Genomic DNA, 16,884 nt, shown 5'->3' with positions numbered 1-16,884 from the left:
ATGGATGATACTGTATACGAAGAACGGAAAACTCCGGCAGGGTTTCTCGTAAAAGTCCGGATTTCCAAACTGACCTACGTCGTTTTTACCGAATCAGGTCCCGAAGTACCAAAAGGTGCCAAAAATAATTCCATCGTTGTCAACGTCCCGAGAGTGGGCTTTTTTGGAGATGATTTTGACGTTTCCCATTTCCATTTGGGAGAACTTTCCTTCGTCAATGTAAAAGCAGGAAAGATGGTCATTCCGTACCAACATGGTTTCTCGAATGAGATCAAAACCATTTATCTGGGAACTGGAAGCCAAAGTGATGTTTTACCTGTTGTTATTTACCATTACAAAAACAAAGAAGATTTGATGGCAGCTTGGGAGCGGGGGGAACAGGCTCAATTTTTGGTTGTCGATGAAGAAATCCCCAGATCGGACATGGTCTCGTTTAAAATCCGATACCCGAGTATGAACATCCTTGTGATTAAAAAAAGGATCAATACTTCGGCAGAATCCCAATCTCCAAAAACCGAAGAATCCAAAGACAAGGGAGTGGTGGATTATGACAAGGTGCGTGCGACGGATGTTGCCAAAAACCAAAACCTAAATACATATAGTGAGAACCCAGTTTTTTTAGCTAGGATCCACCTCCGTGCTATGGAGTTAGATAAAGTAAAACAACTCCTCCTCGATTTCCATTTATCTTCTGACGATGTAATGTTCATCCGAACCTTTTTGGATGTAATGATCAAAAATGAGTATAAGAAACCTGAACTGGATACAGTCAAACCTCAACTCATTGCCATGAACGAAGCATTTCGGTTGGCTGTCTTGATTTTGGAATTCCAAGTCGAAGCTTTCGAAAAAGAATTGGATGGTGGATTTTCAAAAGACATCTCTCATATGATTTATGCCCTCTTAGCCAAAGAACAAGACTCGGCCAAAGACCTAGAACACGAAATTGTTTTGTGGGAATGGAAACTCAGAGTCCGGGCATCCCTGTATAAAAAATAAGAAAAAACACTAAAAAATGCTTTATTTTTCTATAATTTCGGGGAAAACTATGGATATTCATATGGTTTTCTTGGAAATGACAGAAAAGTTGGCACAAAAATTGCAAAAAAATGCATCGTTTTTTTGTGCTCTGGTTTTTGTCCTTTTTTCCCAAGGAGGCCTATTTGCAAATGAATGGGAAGAACCAGTTGTCCTGTTAAACGATCCACTTGTTCCTGCCATCGAACTAAGAGAAGGTGTTATCAGTGAAGTTGTGGTAGTTTCAAACCAAGAGCTTGCCATTCCAACTTACGAAAGGGAAAGACAAGATCTCTTCCAAATCCCAAACACCCAATTAGAAAAACATACGTTCCAGATTTTTACATCCAATCAACCATCCATTTCAATCATTTCTCTTTCAGAAAAAAAGGGGTTGGGTTTGTCCCATTGCCAGACTTTTCAGGGGAACAATTCAGAGCCGAGAATGGAAGTGGAGAATCTACCTGTAAAATCGATTGCCAGCCCAGGACTTTTTGGTTTTCTGGGGATATGTCTCAACCGAAGCGAGTTGCCTTCCAAAAATTTCTCAACGCCATGCGAAAACTGTCTACTGAGGTCAATGACTCTGAGATCTGCAAGCGATTGGAGATTCTCATGGCAACTAGTAAGGACGACCTCCCATTGGCTCTCGTCAACCAACTCCTCCAAGAGCCAAAAGAATTTGATCCGAAGGCCATTCATGAGCCTTACACACAGTACGTCCGACATTTCATCTATATGGTCAAACGGAATGGGCGAATGCCAAGCGAAGTCCTGTCCCAAGAAGAAAATGTTGCTGGAGGGTCTGGGAATTCTCGCAGGAGTCAAAAGGAATCCAAACCTACGTCCAAAACCAGCGCTAGCGCAAAAAACAAACGATCTGACTCTCCCAGTTCAAAATCCTCGTCTCCTGTAAAAAAAGCCAAAACCACCACCACATCTAAAACTAAAAAATAAACAAAACGAGGGCTCCTCATGTGACCACCATCTCATGGGGTTCCCTTTGCCATTCATTCCCTGTGCTCACCACAGGAGGAAAATGCGAAAATTGACAAAAATACACCCATCCCCGAGAGGCACCCTGGGGTGTGTATTTTTGCCTAAAATTGGGCAAATATGACCAAAATCTATTTAGAAAAGGCTCCTCATTACGCGAAATCCGATTTTTCGGGGAAAGGATCTTTGAAACCAAGAAAAACTACCTATATTTAGGCAATTAAGATGGACGGAAATGGAAGGCCAGAATTGCCGGAAGCTCGGCATGGCAATGGCGAGAGATCATTCCGAGAGACCAACCTTCGGCAGCGAGTGCCCTGTTGGGGGCGACATTAGGAGAGGGTGACTAGAATTCGGCGGCCCATATTACGGCAATTCCAGACAAAAAATTACCGCCGGAATTTCGTCAGGGAACCTATCCCTTGCGGTTATTGCGGAATCGTTCCGTTTTGATTCAGGCATGTTCGCGACTTCCAATCTCCCTCGTGGTTTGGTGACCAAAATCGGTCATTTCTTTCCAAATAAGAACCGAGTAAACGAGCTGAACGCAGGGAATTGATTCCCAGAAAATAAGCCGAATTTGCAAGGGAACTGTAGTCGTTAGAGAAGTTCCTTTGCTGATCCATGGAATTGGAAAACAGAGAAACAAGTGCCTAGTATTGACCAAAAACGACCTAAATTGCCGAAATCTGGGCGTTTAAGCCAAAAAACTGTCCTCCAGAAGGCATTTCTCCCTATGCGTAACCCCGTATTTTCGGGCAAATTCCCTCCCCTTTTTATCGGAAAAATGATAGCTTAAGCTGCCAAAATGTCATGTGTAGCTCAGTTTCATCAACATGCAAAATTGGCAGAAAAGCGAATATTGGTTGCCTGGGTGGCGAGTCCTCCTCATCTTTTCCTGGTATGGCAGAAACAATACGTCTAAGGGTGAAATGTCACGCCTGCTCCAATGTGATCGAAGGAACGGCCAAGTACGGGTCTGGTCACTTTGTGCCAGAAGGTGTTATTTTTGAATTTGTTGCAGTTGGCAAGGTAGAAGGTGCAAAAGGCCGTCGCGTGAAGGCCGAAGTCACCTGCACTTGTCCCAATTGTGGGGTGAAATGCAAATACAATGTATAATGCTTAAATATAAGCTAAAATATGCTTTTTAATTCTGCCTTATTTGGGATTTTTTTAATCACAGCACTATCTTTATGGCATTCCATTTCTTTGGATGCCCGATTACTTAGGCAAAAAAGTGCACAAAATAAATCAAAATATAGAACAATAAAACTTCTTTATTTGCTGGTTATTAGTTTACTATTTTATAGTTTTTGGAATATTAATTACTTATTATTAATCATTTGGATCGCATTTGTCGACTTTGTTTTGGCTTGGGGGATCCACGGCTCCAAATCTAAACAAATCCGCCTCTTACTTTTGCTGGTTTCTCTAGCAAATAGTCTTGGGTTACTCTTGTTCTTTAAATATGGTCATTTTATTGCTGAAAATTGGGCAACTATTGCTGGTTCCACTCAAAGCCCAGACGCCTTTTGGAGCCAGTGGCTCTTGCCCGTTGGAATTTCCTTTTATACCTTCCAGTCAATCTCTTATGTAGTGGATGTTTACCAAGGGGAACTAGTCCCCGAAAGGAAATTTTCCTCTTACCTCCTCTTTCTTAGTTTTTTCCCGCAGTTAGTTGCAGGTCCCATCGTTACGGCAAAGTCTTTTTTGCCGCAAATCAGAAGGCCTCTCCACTTCCTAAAGATCCCCTTTTTGTTTGGGACATTTTTGATACTACTCGGTCTTTTCAAAAAAATGGTATTGGCTGACCATCTGGCAGAAGTCGCAGACATCGTTTTTTCCCATCCTGGCAGTATGTCGTCCCGCGCACTCTGGATGGGAATGTTTTCCTATTCTCTCCAAATTTACTGCGATTTTTCTGGATATACCGATATTGCCCAGGGCACGGCAGTTCTGTTTGGATTCCATTTGCCTGAGAATTTCCGTATGCCCTACCTATCGAGTGGATTTTCAGAATTTTGGACTCGTTGGCATATTTCACTTTCCCAGTGGTTAAAAAAATACTTATACATTCCTCTCGGCGGAAATCGTATGGGAGTTTTTTTAACCTATCGTAACCTGATCCTTGTGATGGCCATTGGTGGTCTGTGGCATGGTGCTTCTTGGAATTTTGTAGTTTGGGGGATTGGGCACGGTATCTTTCTTGTGATGGAAAGATGGGTAGGGATTCGTTACTCTCTTAAGGCATTACCGGCACTGAAGCCATTCAAAGTTTTATTCACTTTTTTTTCGGTCACTCTTTTGTGGGTATTCTTCCGAAGTGCAAATTTGGGTGATTCCCTGTGTTACCTACAGGGGATTTTTACGAAAAAAGAGGGTTTTTTGTTACCATACACTCTCGAAATGAAATTTGGTTATTGTTTTGTATTGGTTTTGATTGGCCATTTGATCGGGAATCGAGTGTTTAAGGAAAACAAACAATTGTTAGCGATTTTTGAAAAAATGCAAAATTCCTTAGGAAAATTGGCGTTTTTGGCTTTTATTGCAGTTTTAAGTTTGATTATGATCGTATTGTATTCTGCTGAAAGTAAACCTTTTGTTTACTTTGTATTTTAGGAATTAAGATGAAAAAACGAATATTTTTCCTAACTTGTCTGATTGTCTTTTTGTTCGGGATTGATACTTTGTTTTTCCGAAAAATCCAATTCCTTTTGCCAAATGAATCTCCTTGGAATACCAATCATTTTTTCAATTTTTTATATGAATATGAAAGGATACGTTCGCTTCCCAAAATTAAAAAACGGATCATCATCGTGGGAAGTTCTGTAGCCTATTATTCCATTGATGCGCGGTCCTTGGAAAAAACCTTAAAGGAGAAATATTCATTAGATGTAGATGTTTTTTATTTAGCGTATGCTGGCAATAGTCCTCTGTATGTGTATTTACTTCTCAATTGGCTTACACCCTTGCAACCCGACTTAGTAGTTTATCCTGTTAATTTTATTGATTATCGTCTCCACCGAACGTATGTTTTGTTTCCGGATGGAAGGAATGATACAGTTGATGAGTCATTAATGATACGAGATGCACTAACCTTTGGTGAAGCACCTCAATCATTATGGGTTTTTCCTTGGGAAACACTAATGGAAGTGGGTTCTGAGATGGACACGGAAACTTTATCTCGTTATATCGTATCTTCTGGTTTCAGTTTTTACCGATACAAAGACATTTACGAACAAAACCTACAGAACCTAATCCAACACCGATTTGGTCGAAATACAAGTTATCATTCTTATATGGGTGTCAACATTCCAGAAGGAGTCAATGGACTTGGTTGGACAGGGAAACAATTTAGTTTTTTCCCAACACATAAAATGGAAAAAAAAGGGATTTGGTTAGAAGTCACTCCCTATTTGCTTGCTGGTTCCACTTGTAAACTAACCTTTTCCAATGGTGATACAAACCAAGTAGTAAACCTAAAAGATGCTCGATGGACGAATGTTCGTTTGGATCCAATTTTCTTTCGGGAAAACAAACAAATCACTGCTACTTTGGAACGAGTATGGTATGCGAATGAAGCTACGGGAGCTTATTTGGATTACCATTATGATCCCATGGGAGTCCGATTGGAACAGACCTTTGGCCTAGAAGTGGCAAAGTCGGATGTCCAATACTCACGGGAACCTCGTACGGAAGACTATCGCTATAAAGGGATGGATGATAAGACCTATACTCGTTATTTTTACTATCGATTGTTAGAAGGTTTGGACAAACGACCTGGAATCGGTTATTTAGTCGCATTAAAACTTGCTAAAGAAAGAATCAAAAATGAAAAATTCCGACCCTTTTTTCATTTTCGTTACCTACAAAAAATCGCAGACCATTTTCGAACTCGAAATATCCCGTTTTTGCTCATCAATAACCCAGAAAATCCAATCTCTCTCTCTTGGTATGAGGATTCAGACTGGTATCGGGACCATTTGCTTTTTCTGCAATCCTTGGATTCAGGTTCCGTACATTTTTGGGACATCCACGGAGTACTTCCCATGCAAGGGTTTTCCGATTTTCATCACTTCACTTATCTAGGAATGGAACAAATGAATTCGATTTATGCGGAAAGAATTGGAAATCTCTTTCCGAAATAACATGTTTTTCAATCCTTACATTAGATAAGGAAAATTATGGAAAAAATCAAAGTTGGAGTCCTGGGAGCAACAGGATCCGTCGGTCAAAGATTCATTCAACTTTTGGAGAATCACCCTTATTTTACGGTGACTCATTTAGCAGCTTCTGAAAAAAGTGCGGGCCAAACTTATGGTGAAGTGATGAAGTCTCGTTGGAAGATTTCTTCTGACATTCCTTCTTATGCAAAAGATATTATCATTTCATTACCAGATCCAAATGTAACAAAAGGCGTGCAACTTGTGTTTAGTGGTCTAGATGCATCCATTGCAGGAGAAGTGGAGACTGCTTATGCGGAAGCTGGAGTGATGGTATTATCCAATTCCAAAAACCATAGAATGGACCCAAATGTTCCTATCCTTTCTACAGAAGTTAACTCACATCATTTGGATGTTCTTTCTGCACAAAAAACAAAAGGGAAAATCATCACAAATTCCAATTGTACAATTATGGGAGTGACGATTTCACTTAAGCCACTGATGGATGCTTTTGGATTAAAGTCTGTTATGTTATTTTCAATGCAGGCAATTTCAGGTGCAGGGTATCCAGGTGTTCCAACCATGGACATCCTTGGGAATGTTGTGCCTTATATCGGTGGAGAAGAAGACAAAGCAGAAGTGGAACCTCAAAAATGTTTGGGGACAGTGGAAGGTGGTGTCATCAAATCCGCAGACTTTAAAATCTCTGCTCATTGTAACCGAGTTCCTGTATTTGATGGGCACACTGTTTGTGTTTCTGTATCCTTTGATAAAAAACCAAAAAAAGAAGAGATTTTAAAGGTTTGGGCAGATTTTCAAGGGGAACCACAGAAATTGGGATTGCCGTTTGCACCGAACCCCGCTATTCTTTACCGCGAAGAAAACGACCGCCCTCAACCTCGTCTCGATTTAGACACAGGAAAGGGAATGACAACTGTTGTGGGAAGGTTACGAGAAGATTCAATCTTGGACTGGAAATGGGTAGTTCTTTCGCATAACACGATTCGAGGTGCTGCTGGTGCTGCTATTTTGAATGCTGAGTTATTGTATAAAAAAGGATATTTTAAGTAAGGACTCTCTACCAAAATGTTGGATCCAAATCTCCCAGAATTAAAAGTCATGGACTACACGGCCTGCCTCCAAAAGGTGCAGGCTATGGATTCTCGTGGAGATTTTTCCTATAAGGGGATCTATAAAGTTCTACTTGTTATCTTTGAATGGACAGATAAATTTTTACAAAACAAAGTTTTACCTAATGTAGAACAGATTGAACGGGATAGTTCCATTGATAGGGATCGCACAGAAAATTATGTAATCGATCTAAGTTATAAACAAAACCCTGCAATCATCAAAAAATTAAATGTTCTGGAATTCCATCCGAATGAAGCGGGGGATCCAGAAAATCCTAAAACCTACATCAAACACAATACAGTTTTTGCAAGACCAACTACATCTGATGGTGGAACGGCTTTCCGATACGCACTTGGTTTAAACGAACTTTCAACATCTGCCATCAAGGGATGGTTCAATGAAAAACGTAAGTATGTTGGTAAAGAAAAAATGCGGAAAGTCATCAAAGCAGCTGTTGATGCCAATCGACTTTTTGATACGTATGCTTCTACAGAGTTAGGGAATTTATTCCAATGCCCGTATGACAAAACAAAGGTGCAAAAAGATGCAACGATTGTCATCCACCTCAAACCAATTCTCAAACAATTGGTAGATGATAAAATTTTATTTTTCTTTCGAAACGACTCTGCTTCGAGGCCAGCAAACAAAAGTGTATTTTTATACAATCGTCCTTCTGAGATTTCAGATCGGTATGATGCTTATGTGGATTATGCAAAAAATACCATTTATCCTGCGTTAAAAAATTTGGGTGTGATGGGTGAGATTACTGAAGATTCTTGGAATTCGCCGAAAAACATATTAACCGAGATCAAAGGATATATGAATGAATCTTATGGTGACCAAAAAACTCTTATGGAAGAGTGTTTGGTGTTAAACGAAATCATCGAAAAAGATAGAGAAAAAGAAGAAAAACAAAAACGAAAACAACAAATTGAAGATCTAATGGCCTTCCTGGCAGAAGCAGGTAGAATTGTTGAGGTAAATTTACTTCGTGTGAGTGGAGAACCGCTGACAGATGAATTTCGCGCTATGTTATTATCTCAGCCAGAAGTTTTGTACACTGAATATGCAGACAAACGAGTGTTCAATGAATTTATTTTACATAAATCTTGTATCCCTCAGGCGATTGAATCAGCAAAACGAACCTTCCAAATCAAACATTCTGATCTAGAAATCCGTGTGCTGAATCAAATGAATGTGACACTGCATTTGAATGATGAAAGCCCAAAAAGACTTTTAGAAGAAATTGAAGCTCAAAGTTTATTTCAGTTTTTGCCATTTCTTACAAGGTTATGGAGGATGATTATGGGTAATATGACTGTCCATAAATTCGAAATTCCTCCCATCAAAGCAAGACTCCAGCAACAACTCACAAAAGATTTGGCGAGTCAGAAAGTTAAAAAGATATCACAAGAAAAAGAAAAACTCGTCAAAGCTAGGTTGAAAGAAAGAGAAGAAGCAGAAAAAGACGCAGAACGAAAATCGAAACAAAGCCATTCACAAACTAATTCTTCTAACAATGCACAAGATGATGATGAAGATATAGAACCAGTAAAGCAAGGTAGCCCTGAAGAAGAAAAAAAATGGAAAGAATCCATTGAATCCATTGTTCGTATCCTGGATGAAGCGTGGGAGTTCGGTGTGTATCCTGATCGTGAGTATGTTTTATCCAAACTCAATGGAAAGTTTACTGAAGAAAATTTGATCTTTTTCTTAAAAAAATTTGGCGGAAAAGAAATCTACAGTTTCCCAATCCGTAACCAAAGAGAAAAGTTTCCTTGGCCCATTTTGATTTCTACTGGGTATTTGAAACGACATGGCAAAAAACTATTTGATAAAGTTTCTGCTGAAAGTGAACGCCAAAGAAATGATAAGTTCCCCAACCAAGAAAAATTCGACCTTGCGGAATCGCAGTTAGATTTTTTAAACCGAATTTTACCCAAACTAAAACCATAAGATTATGCCAGCAATTGAACAACTAAGAGCAAGAAAAACAAAGATCGTATGCACTATCGGGCCTGCGACAGCATCCAAAGAAATGATCCGAAGTTTAGCTTTGGCAGGGATGAATATCGCAAGGATCAACATGAGTCATGGTGACCATGAATTTCACCGTAAGATCATTCGAATCATAAAATCTTTAAACAAGGATGAGTTACACAAACATCCAATTTCGATTCTACTGGATACACAAGGGCCAGAAATTCGAACTGGGGATGTACAAAATGACTTACACTTAAAAGTTGGAGAAACGTTTACATTTCATATCATACCTGGTATGGAAGCGGAAGCGCAGAGTGTTTTTGTAAACTACCGTGATATCGTAAAAGATTTAAAAGTAGGTGATAAGGTCACAGTTGATAACGGTTTGATTAACCTCGCAGTCCAAGAAATCAGAGAAAATGAACTAATTTGTACTGTGTTAGACGGCGGAAAATTAGGTTCTAGAAAACATATCAACTTACCCGGAATTCGAGTAAACATTCCTTCGATCACACCAAAAGACCAAAAGGATATTTTGTTTGGTTTAGAAGAGGATATTGATTTTGTAGCGCTTTCGTTTGTGCGATCGAAAGAAGATGTCTTACAATTGCGAGATATCATCGACGAGAAAAAACACCATGCACAAATCATAGCCAAAATTGAAGACCAAGAAGGTCTAAAAAACTTAGATGAGATCATCAAAACCTCCGATGGAATCATGGTAGCGCGTGGGGATTTGGGTGTTGAAATTGAAATTGAAGAACTCCCGATTGTTCAGCGACGTATCGTCAAACGTTGCCAAGAAGAAGGGAAACGAGTTATTGTTGCGACTCACTTACTTGAATCGATGATTCATAATCCTTCTCCTACAAGAGCGGAAGTCACTGACGTTGCGAATGCAGTTTACGAGGAAGCTGATGCTATCATGCTTTCTGGGGAAACGGCAATGGGAAAATACCCGGTTCGTTGTGTTGAAATGTTGGATAAAATTGCACGTCGAATGGAAATGTCGATTAACTTAGGTCTTGCTGCACAAAGAAAACCTAAAGACCAAAAGGAAGAAATGGCAAGATCAGCTGCTAGTTTAGCGGATTCGATGCAAGCACATGCAATCATAGCCATCACTAGACGTGGAATTACTGCGAATAATTTAGCATCTTTTCACCCAAGGTATCCAATTGTTCATGCGTTCACTAATATGACATCCGTTAGACGAAAGCTTTGGTTAACACGAGGAGTTATCCCTTACCGAGTGGATTTCTCTTCTGATCCAGAAAAAACGATTAATTTAGCCATTCAAACTTTAGTGAATAATGGATACTTACAAACGGGAGAAAAGGTAGTTATTTTATCCGACATCATTGCCGGAGAGGATCGAGTCGAAACGATTCAAGTCCGCGAAGTAAAATAAGTTCATGTCATTTTGGAAATCGATGATAGAGTTGGTATGTTTATCAACGATCGTCGTTTTTCCAATTTATTCGGAAGATAGAAGTTCTGATGTTCCCGAATGGTTGGGTGAGTTCAAAAAGTTAGATGAAAAGGAACTCGCCAATAAAAGAGAAGGCTGGTATGCAACTGGTTTACCTCTTTTTGGGAATGATGCAGTTAATGGTTCTGGACTTGGTCTTTTAGCCAATGTATTTTATAACGGGACCAGAAATGATTCCTCCTTTAAGTATACACCCTATGAACATATGTTCAATGTCGGTGTATACCGAACCAATCGTGGCACTGAGAACAATTATCTTGCTTGGGATGCTCCTTATTTTTTAGATACAGCCTACCGATTACGATCCTATGTGGGCCATGATGCAAGTTATTATAACCAATATTTTGGTGTTGGGACCGAAAGTTTACAACCATTGTATTTCAGAGATCGGAATGCAGATGGGAGCAGAATTGTTCGAAACGCAACCTATTCGGATTTTGAGAATGCCAATTCTTATGCAAAAAACAGAGGCCCGGGGCGTGAATTAACATCGACTCAACATTATCATGACTACCAATTTGAAACAACTTATGGTCAATTCAACGCTGATAAAACGATTTTCCAAGTTTTTAGAGTTTGGGGAGGTGTTGAGTTTTCGAAAAATATTGTTAGGCGGTATGATGGAAATTCGGTTGATGCTAAAGAACCACTAACTGGTATTAGGGTTCCAGCAGTTGAAGATTCTTCAAAATTAACAGAAGATTCAAACTCTGGGAAAATCATTGGTGTAAATGGTGGAAATTTAAACTATGTGAGGGGCGGGATTGCTTTTGATACAAGAGATTACGAACCAGATCCAGATCGGGGTTGGCTCATCGAATACAATGTCAATAAAGCGGAAAGAACAATAGGTTCGGATTTCAATTACTTAAGGCATTTTGGACAAATTAAAAATTTTTACCAACCATTCCCTAAATTATTCGAAGAGTTTGTCATCGCACAACGAGCAGCACTGACTAAGATTGAAGGCGAAGTACCTTTTTTTGAGTATCGATATTTATTTTCCATTGATGGTCCTATGGGAGCATTAGGTGGACAAAATACATTACGTGGGTATAGGCAGGAACGTTTTGTAGGACCTGTGATCGGTTTTTATAATATTGAACTTCGGTATCGAGTTGGAAGTTTTACACTGTGGGATCAGTTTTTCCAATTGAGTATCGTTCCATTTTACGATGTTGGTCGAGTTTGGGATAAAATCAAACAAGTAAGCACAATGGATTATAAACATTCACGTGGATTAGGATTACGGTTGATTTGGGACCAAGCCACCGTAATCCTAATGGACTATGCTTATTCACGTGAGGACCAATTATTTTATTTAGACATTGGCCATACTTTTTAATTTTTTAGTTAAATCTTTCTTTTCGAATCACTTCTACATCATTCATAAAGATCACCATAGGATATTTTTCTAAATATTTATCCGAAATAATTTGAAATATCTTTAGCGCTTTACCTTCCGAAACCAATGATTCTAATCTGATGTTTTTTCCTTCCCATGAAGTTAGGTGCTCGTGATTGATTCCCTCTCCTTTTGCTTCACTGATTGTATACCCTTTGACATTTACAGATTTAAGCTCTGACACTAATCGATCTTGGAGAGCTTCATCAGCGATAATTGTGATGAGTTTTGCCTTTTCTAATTTCATTTTAAGCTCCGTAAAGGTATTTCGAAACAGTTAAATATAAAGGTAATCCAACTGATAGGTTAAAAGGGAAAGTGATGGCAAGAGATGCTGTGAGATAAATGGCAGGACTCGCCTCCGGAATCGCAATCCTAACAGCTGCAGGTGCAGCAATATAGGATGCACTTGCGCTGAGTGTCCCAAGAACCATTGCTCCACCCATGGATAATCCAATGAATTTTCCTAAATACAAACCAAACATAGCTGTGCAAATTGGGAAAAGAATACCAAATCCAATTAAAAATACACCAGCTTTTTTGAGATCGGCAAGTCTCCTTCCTGTTACAATCCCAACTTCCAGTAGGAATAAAATTAACATTCCACGGAATGGTGCTTCAAATAGGGGAGCAAATTGTTCATGACCTTTTTTCCCAGAGATCATTCCTATGATAAGGCCACCTAGTAGTAATAAAGTTCCTTTCCCTGTTAGAAGTTCGTGTATAATTTTCCCCCAAGAAGATTCTTCGGTCTTATCCGTCGGATTCATTTTTACAAGTAATAATGCTACAAGGATTGCAGGAATTTCCATGATAGCAAGCATACTAGGCATAAAACCTTCATAGGTGATTTGCAATGAATCCAAAAAAGCGAGAGCTTCACTGAAAGTAACAGCAGATACCGATCCGTAGTGCGCTGCCAAGGCAGCTGCATTTGCTTTGTCATATTTTCCAAATTTGGTAAGTAATCCATAGGCTATGAGCGGGATTGAAATACATAAGAACAATGCCGCCATTGCTGGTTTATAAAATTCTACTAAGGTTGTATTACTTAATTTAACTCCTCCTTTTAGTCCGATAGCGAATAAAAGGTAGATAGTTAAACCTGCATACATACCATCTGGAAATTTTAAATCACTTTTGATGATGGTGGCAATGATTCCTAGCAAAAATGCTAGGAACATTGGAGTTTGTAAATTTGCAACTAATGCATGTAAAATGTCCATCTTATTTACCTATTTTGTGATAGTAGAGATGTATTCTTCGGAAAGATAATTTACTTTCCCTGTTTCTAAATCGTAAACAGCGCCAACGATTTGTAATTGGCCTTTGTTATAGTATTTTGAAAGGATAGGGTCTAGTTTACGTAAGGAAACAACTTGGAATGCAACGTTTGCTTTTACTGCATTGTCCAAATAGTCACCTTCCATGTGTTTTACTTTTTCTGCCGCTGGTTTAATCGAATTGGTTAAAGCAATGATATGACCAGGAACATCATCAGCTTTACAAGCAGCACCAACGGCACCACAGCTCGTATGGCCGAGAACTACAATCAAATTGACTCCTAACACTGCCACAGAAAATTCAATTGAACCCCAAGAAGCATATGTCGAAACTTGGCCTGCTGTTCTTAAAATGAATAAATCACCAAGTCCTTGGTCGAAAATGATTTCATTTGGAACTCTCGAATCAGAACATCCAACGATTGTTGCAAACGGATTTTGCTTTTTTGAAACTTCTTTAATACGTTCTACTGATTGATTTGGACGAATTGATTTTCCTTGTACAAATCTTAAATTCCCTTCTACCAATCGTTGTAATGCATCTTTTGACGATATTCCGGCACTGTTTGTTTGTGCCACTAACTGGGTAGAAATCGATAAAATCAGAAAACTGATGAGAAACTTGAAACCTTTCATTGAAATTCTCCTTGGTGCTGCCAATCCAACTTGATAGCCCTTAATATACATAAATATAATTCGCGAATATAAATACACGAAAAAAATTGCGTATTATTGAAAAAAATGTGCCCTGTTTCAGGGCCAGACGTTTGAAAATTGATTGATTGGGGGAGCCGAAACGGGTTTGGAAAAGGGAACAAATGGGCCAATTTCCGATTTAATCTACATTTTGGAGGGAATGGCAGTTTTTAAAGGCAAATGGTGTGAAACTTTGGAATACAGTCTGTTTATGAAGGAAAGGTGATCTGGTTTTTTTGTATTCCCAGATCTCCTTTCCGACTTCGTTTCCAAGGATACCTTTTTCTATTTCATTGGAATTTCAATGACGAGTAATTCGGATTTTACATCTGCTTGGATTTTATATTCATCCACTCCCCAAAGTCCTACTGCATCTCTACGTTCTAATTTTGTACCTTCAGTGGATATTTTCCCTTGGATGAGGAATACGTATATCCCTTGGTTAGGAGCATGCACTTTGTATGAGAGTGTATGGCTTGGTTCCAAGGTAGCGAGCGAAAAGTAGGCGTCTTGGTTGATCCAAACTGCTTCTTCGTCAACTGGGGATACGACTGTTTGGAATCGGTTCAAACGACCAGCTTCTGAAAATGTTTTTTGGTCATACCTAGGTTGGATATTGGCCACCTTTGGTAAGATCCAGATTTGCAAAAAATTCACCTTTTTGTCAGAGCTGTGATTGAATTCGGAATGTTGAATCCCAGAGCCTGCAGACATGATTTGTACGTCCCCCGTTTTGATAATACCGTTCGTACCTGTACTATCTTTATGCGCCAATTCTCCAAAGAGTGGAATGGATATAATTTCCATATTTTGGTGGGGGTGAGTGCCGAATCCCATGCTAGGTTCTACGATATCATCATTTAGTACTCGGAGTGCGCCAAAATTGGTTTTGTCTGGGTGGTACCAGTGGCCAAAACTGAAGGAATGGTGGCTGTCCAACCAACCAAAATTGACATGCCCTCTTTCAGAGGCAGGGTAGAATTTTTTTTGAATGCTGGATGTGATTGGGTTCGTTGTTTCCATATTAAATGGTTTAATATTAAACTATATTTTGTCAACTGACTTTCTATTTCCATTCACTAAAAAAAGAAAATATCTTTCCAATCACTTTGAATCTTAAAGGATCATCCTATGTCGAAAAGATCCTTAGAATCGATTCAGAAGAAAAAGAATTGGTTAGAGTTAGGCCCAGTTTATGTCAATCGAGTGAGGTTTTTACTCGCTGGTTTTTATATTATTGCGACTTTAGGATCGTTCAAAACGTCCACAACCCTTCAAACCACAAGTTATTTGGTAGGAATCACGTGTATGTTTCTTTACGGAGGTTTGCAGGCCTATTTATTTAAAATTGGCAGACTCAATACTTTTTTCCCGAAATTATTCATTGTTTTGGATATTACCGTATTGTTTGCAGTCACTGCATCTGGACTGATGGGTGGTAGTACAGTTGCTGCCGATTTAATTAAATCACCAACCTTATATGTATTGTATTATTTTTACGTTGTTTACTCTGCATTTCTCTTTTCAAAACGGACTTTACTCACGAGCACTTATTACTCAGCTTTTTGTTTGGTATTAATATTAATCATCGGTTATGGGCAAGGTGTTTCTTTTAAAGAGGCAGAAGGATTACAAAGTGAAAAGGGAACGGTTGCCATTTCAAATGAAGTATTTAAAATCTTATTTTTAATTTGTTTTGGTTACCTCACTTCTACGGTTTTAAATTTATTAAATGAAATCAAAAATGAGTCAGAAGAAAAACATAAACTTGCGGAACTGGAAAGAGAAAATGCAAACACTCTGAACCAAGATTTAAATAGAATTGGTTCTGAATTATTCAATACACTCAAAAGTATTCGTGAACTTACTAATGATTTTAATTTTCAAATCGAATCGCAAGATGTTTCGATTCGAGATCTTACAGAATTTGTTTCTTCATTTTCAGAGAGTATACAAACGTCAGTCGAAAATATTGGGAAACAACATACTCAAATAACCTTACTCAATCATAAATCAGACACATTAAAGTTAAGTATCGCTGAAATTGGGAAAGTAGTGGAAGATCTCAATGCAAATATGAGTGATTTCCAGGATAGAAGTAATGTACTTTCTGAAACTGTAAAAAATTTAGAAGAAAGGTTACGTTCTGTCAATATTTCCCAAAAGGAAGTAAGTGAAGTGAATGATATCATGGCAGAAATTGCTGATCGTACCAATTTATTGGCTTTAAATGCATCCATCGAAGCGGCAAGGGCTGGGGAACATGGTCGAGGTTTTGCAGTAGTTGCACAAGAGGTAGCGAAATTAGCAGAGAATTCCAATGAAAATGCAACGAAGATTAAGAAAATCATCACAACTTCAAACCGCTATATTCAAGAAGGAACAGAACTGGCGTCTACAGCCTTAAATCAAACTGAATCCCTTCAATCTAAATATGACTTGCTAAGTGGTGTGATGAAAACAGCGACATCCAAAATTAATTCACAAAAAGATATAAATAATGAAGTGCTGGAAGCTCTTGATTTAATTGAATCGATTTCCAAAGTATTGGACCAGGAATCGAAAGTATTAGATAAAGATAAAGAACAAATGGTTGCTGTTGTTCACCAAATGGAAGAAATTAATCGAAAAGTTGTGATAAATGCTAGAAAAATGGGTGATAATACATCAAGTTTGGAAAACCAAGCAAAAGAACTGGCATCTGAATAAACAATTTTA

Annotated in this window: 14 protein-coding genes; 10 read left to right on the top strand and 4 right to left on the bottom strand. The window is 38.7% G+C overall.

Annotation, left to right across the window (positions count from 1 at the left end; all coding sequences use genetic code 11):
* From ND812_RS17235 to omp85, 9 genes are all read left to right on the top strand, one after another.
* Complete coding sequence (locus tag ND812_RS17235; protein WP_100716018.1) at nt 1–999, top strand: hypothetical protein; 999 nt, start codon at nt 1–3, stop codon at nt 997–999.
* 528 nt (nt 1,000–1,527) lie between these two features.
* Entirely contained in the window at nt 1,528–1,974 is a 447-nt protein-coding gene (locus tag ND812_RS17230) for a phosphatidylinositol phospholipase (protein ID WP_265376582.1), read from the top strand.
* 942 nt (nt 1,975–2,916) lie between these two features.
* The gene (locus tag ND812_RS17225) at nt 2,917–3,132 is read left to right on the top strand and encodes a hypothetical protein (protein WP_100716066.1); all 216 of its coding nucleotides are present in this window, start codon (nt 2,917–2,919) and stop codon (nt 3,130–3,132) included.
* A 21-nt stretch (nt 3,133–3,153) separates the two neighbouring features.
* Nucleotides 3,154–4,632: an MBOAT family O-acyltransferase gene (locus ND812_RS17220; RefSeq protein ID WP_265376581.1), complete on the top strand. Its 1,479-nt coding sequence runs from the start codon at nt 3,154–3,156 to the stop codon at nt 4,630–4,632.
* Between the two features lie 8 nt (nt 4,633–4,640).
* Nucleotides 4,641–6,161, top strand: a complete 1,521-nt coding sequence (locus ND812_RS17215; protein WP_265376580.1) for a hypothetical protein — start codon at nt 4,641–4,643, stop codon at nt 6,159–6,161.
* Between the two features lie 36 nt (nt 6,162–6,197).
* The gene (gene asd / locus ND812_RS17210) at nt 6,198–7,247 is read left to right on the top strand and encodes an aspartate-semialdehyde dehydrogenase (protein WP_265376579.1); all 1,050 of its coding nucleotides are present in this window, start codon (nt 6,198–6,200) and stop codon (nt 7,245–7,247) included.
* A gap of 84 nt (nt 7,248–7,331) precedes the next feature.
* Nucleotides 7,332–9,263, top strand: coding sequence for a hypothetical protein (locus tag ND812_RS17205; protein WP_265376578.1), 1,932 nt, complete (start codon nt 7,332–7,334; stop codon nt 9,261–9,263).
* Nucleotides 9,264–9,267: 4 nt separating this feature from the next.
* Complete coding sequence (gene pyk / locus ND812_RS17200) at nt 9,268–10,701, top strand: pyruvate kinase (RefSeq protein ID WP_265376577.1); 1,434 nt, start codon at nt 9,268–9,270, stop codon at nt 10,699–10,701.
* A 22-nt stretch (nt 10,702–10,723) separates the two neighbouring features.
* Nucleotides 10,724–12,127: an Omp85 family outer membrane protein gene (gene omp85, locus ND812_RS17195; RefSeq protein WP_265376576.1), complete on the top strand. Its 1,404-nt coding sequence runs from the start codon at nt 10,724–10,726 to the stop codon at nt 12,125–12,127.
* Between the two features lie 4 nt (nt 12,128–12,131).
* Here omp85 and ND812_RS17190 read toward each other — a convergent pair whose 3' ends face one another.
* The 4 genes from ND812_RS17190 to ND812_RS17175 form a co-directional block, all read right to left on the bottom strand.
* Nucleotides 12,132–12,434 (bottom strand): P-II family nitrogen regulator, encoded by a 303-nt coding sequence (locus tag ND812_RS17190; protein ID WP_265376575.1) that lies wholly within the window; start codon nt 12,432–12,434, stop codon nt 12,132–12,134.
* A 1-nt stretch (nt 12,435) separates the two neighbouring features.
* On the bottom strand, nt 12,436–13,413 hold the full coding sequence (locus ND812_RS17185; protein WP_265376574.1) for a sodium-dependent bicarbonate transport family permease: 978 nt from the start codon (nt 13,411–13,413) through the stop codon (nt 12,436–12,438).
* A gap of 9 nt (nt 13,414–13,422) precedes the next feature.
* A complete protein-coding gene (locus ND812_RS17180; protein ID WP_265376573.1) occupies nt 13,423–14,106 on the bottom strand; it encodes a carbonic anhydrase in 684 nt (227 codons plus the stop codon).
* Nucleotides 14,107–14,451: 345 nt separating this feature from the next.
* Nucleotides 14,452–15,189: a pirin family protein gene (locus ND812_RS17175; RefSeq protein WP_265376572.1), complete on the bottom strand. Its 738-nt coding sequence runs from the start codon at nt 15,187–15,189 to the stop codon at nt 14,452–14,454.
* A gap of 108 nt (nt 15,190–15,297) precedes the next feature.
* Between ND812_RS17175 and ND812_RS17170 the strand changes: the two genes are divergently transcribed.
* Nucleotides 15,298–16,875, top strand: coding sequence for a methyl-accepting chemotaxis protein (locus ND812_RS17170; protein WP_265376571.1), 1,578 nt, complete (start codon nt 15,298–15,300; stop codon nt 16,873–16,875).
* Nucleotides 16,876–16,884: the final 9 nt, after the last annotated feature.

It is taken from the genome of Leptospira limi, from assembly GCF_026151395.1.
In the GTDB taxonomy this organism is placed as follows: Bacteria; Spirochaetota; Leptospiria; order Leptospirales; family Leptospiraceae; genus Leptospira_A; species Leptospira_A limi.
This window is presented reverse-complemented; position numbering and strand designations above follow the sequence as displayed.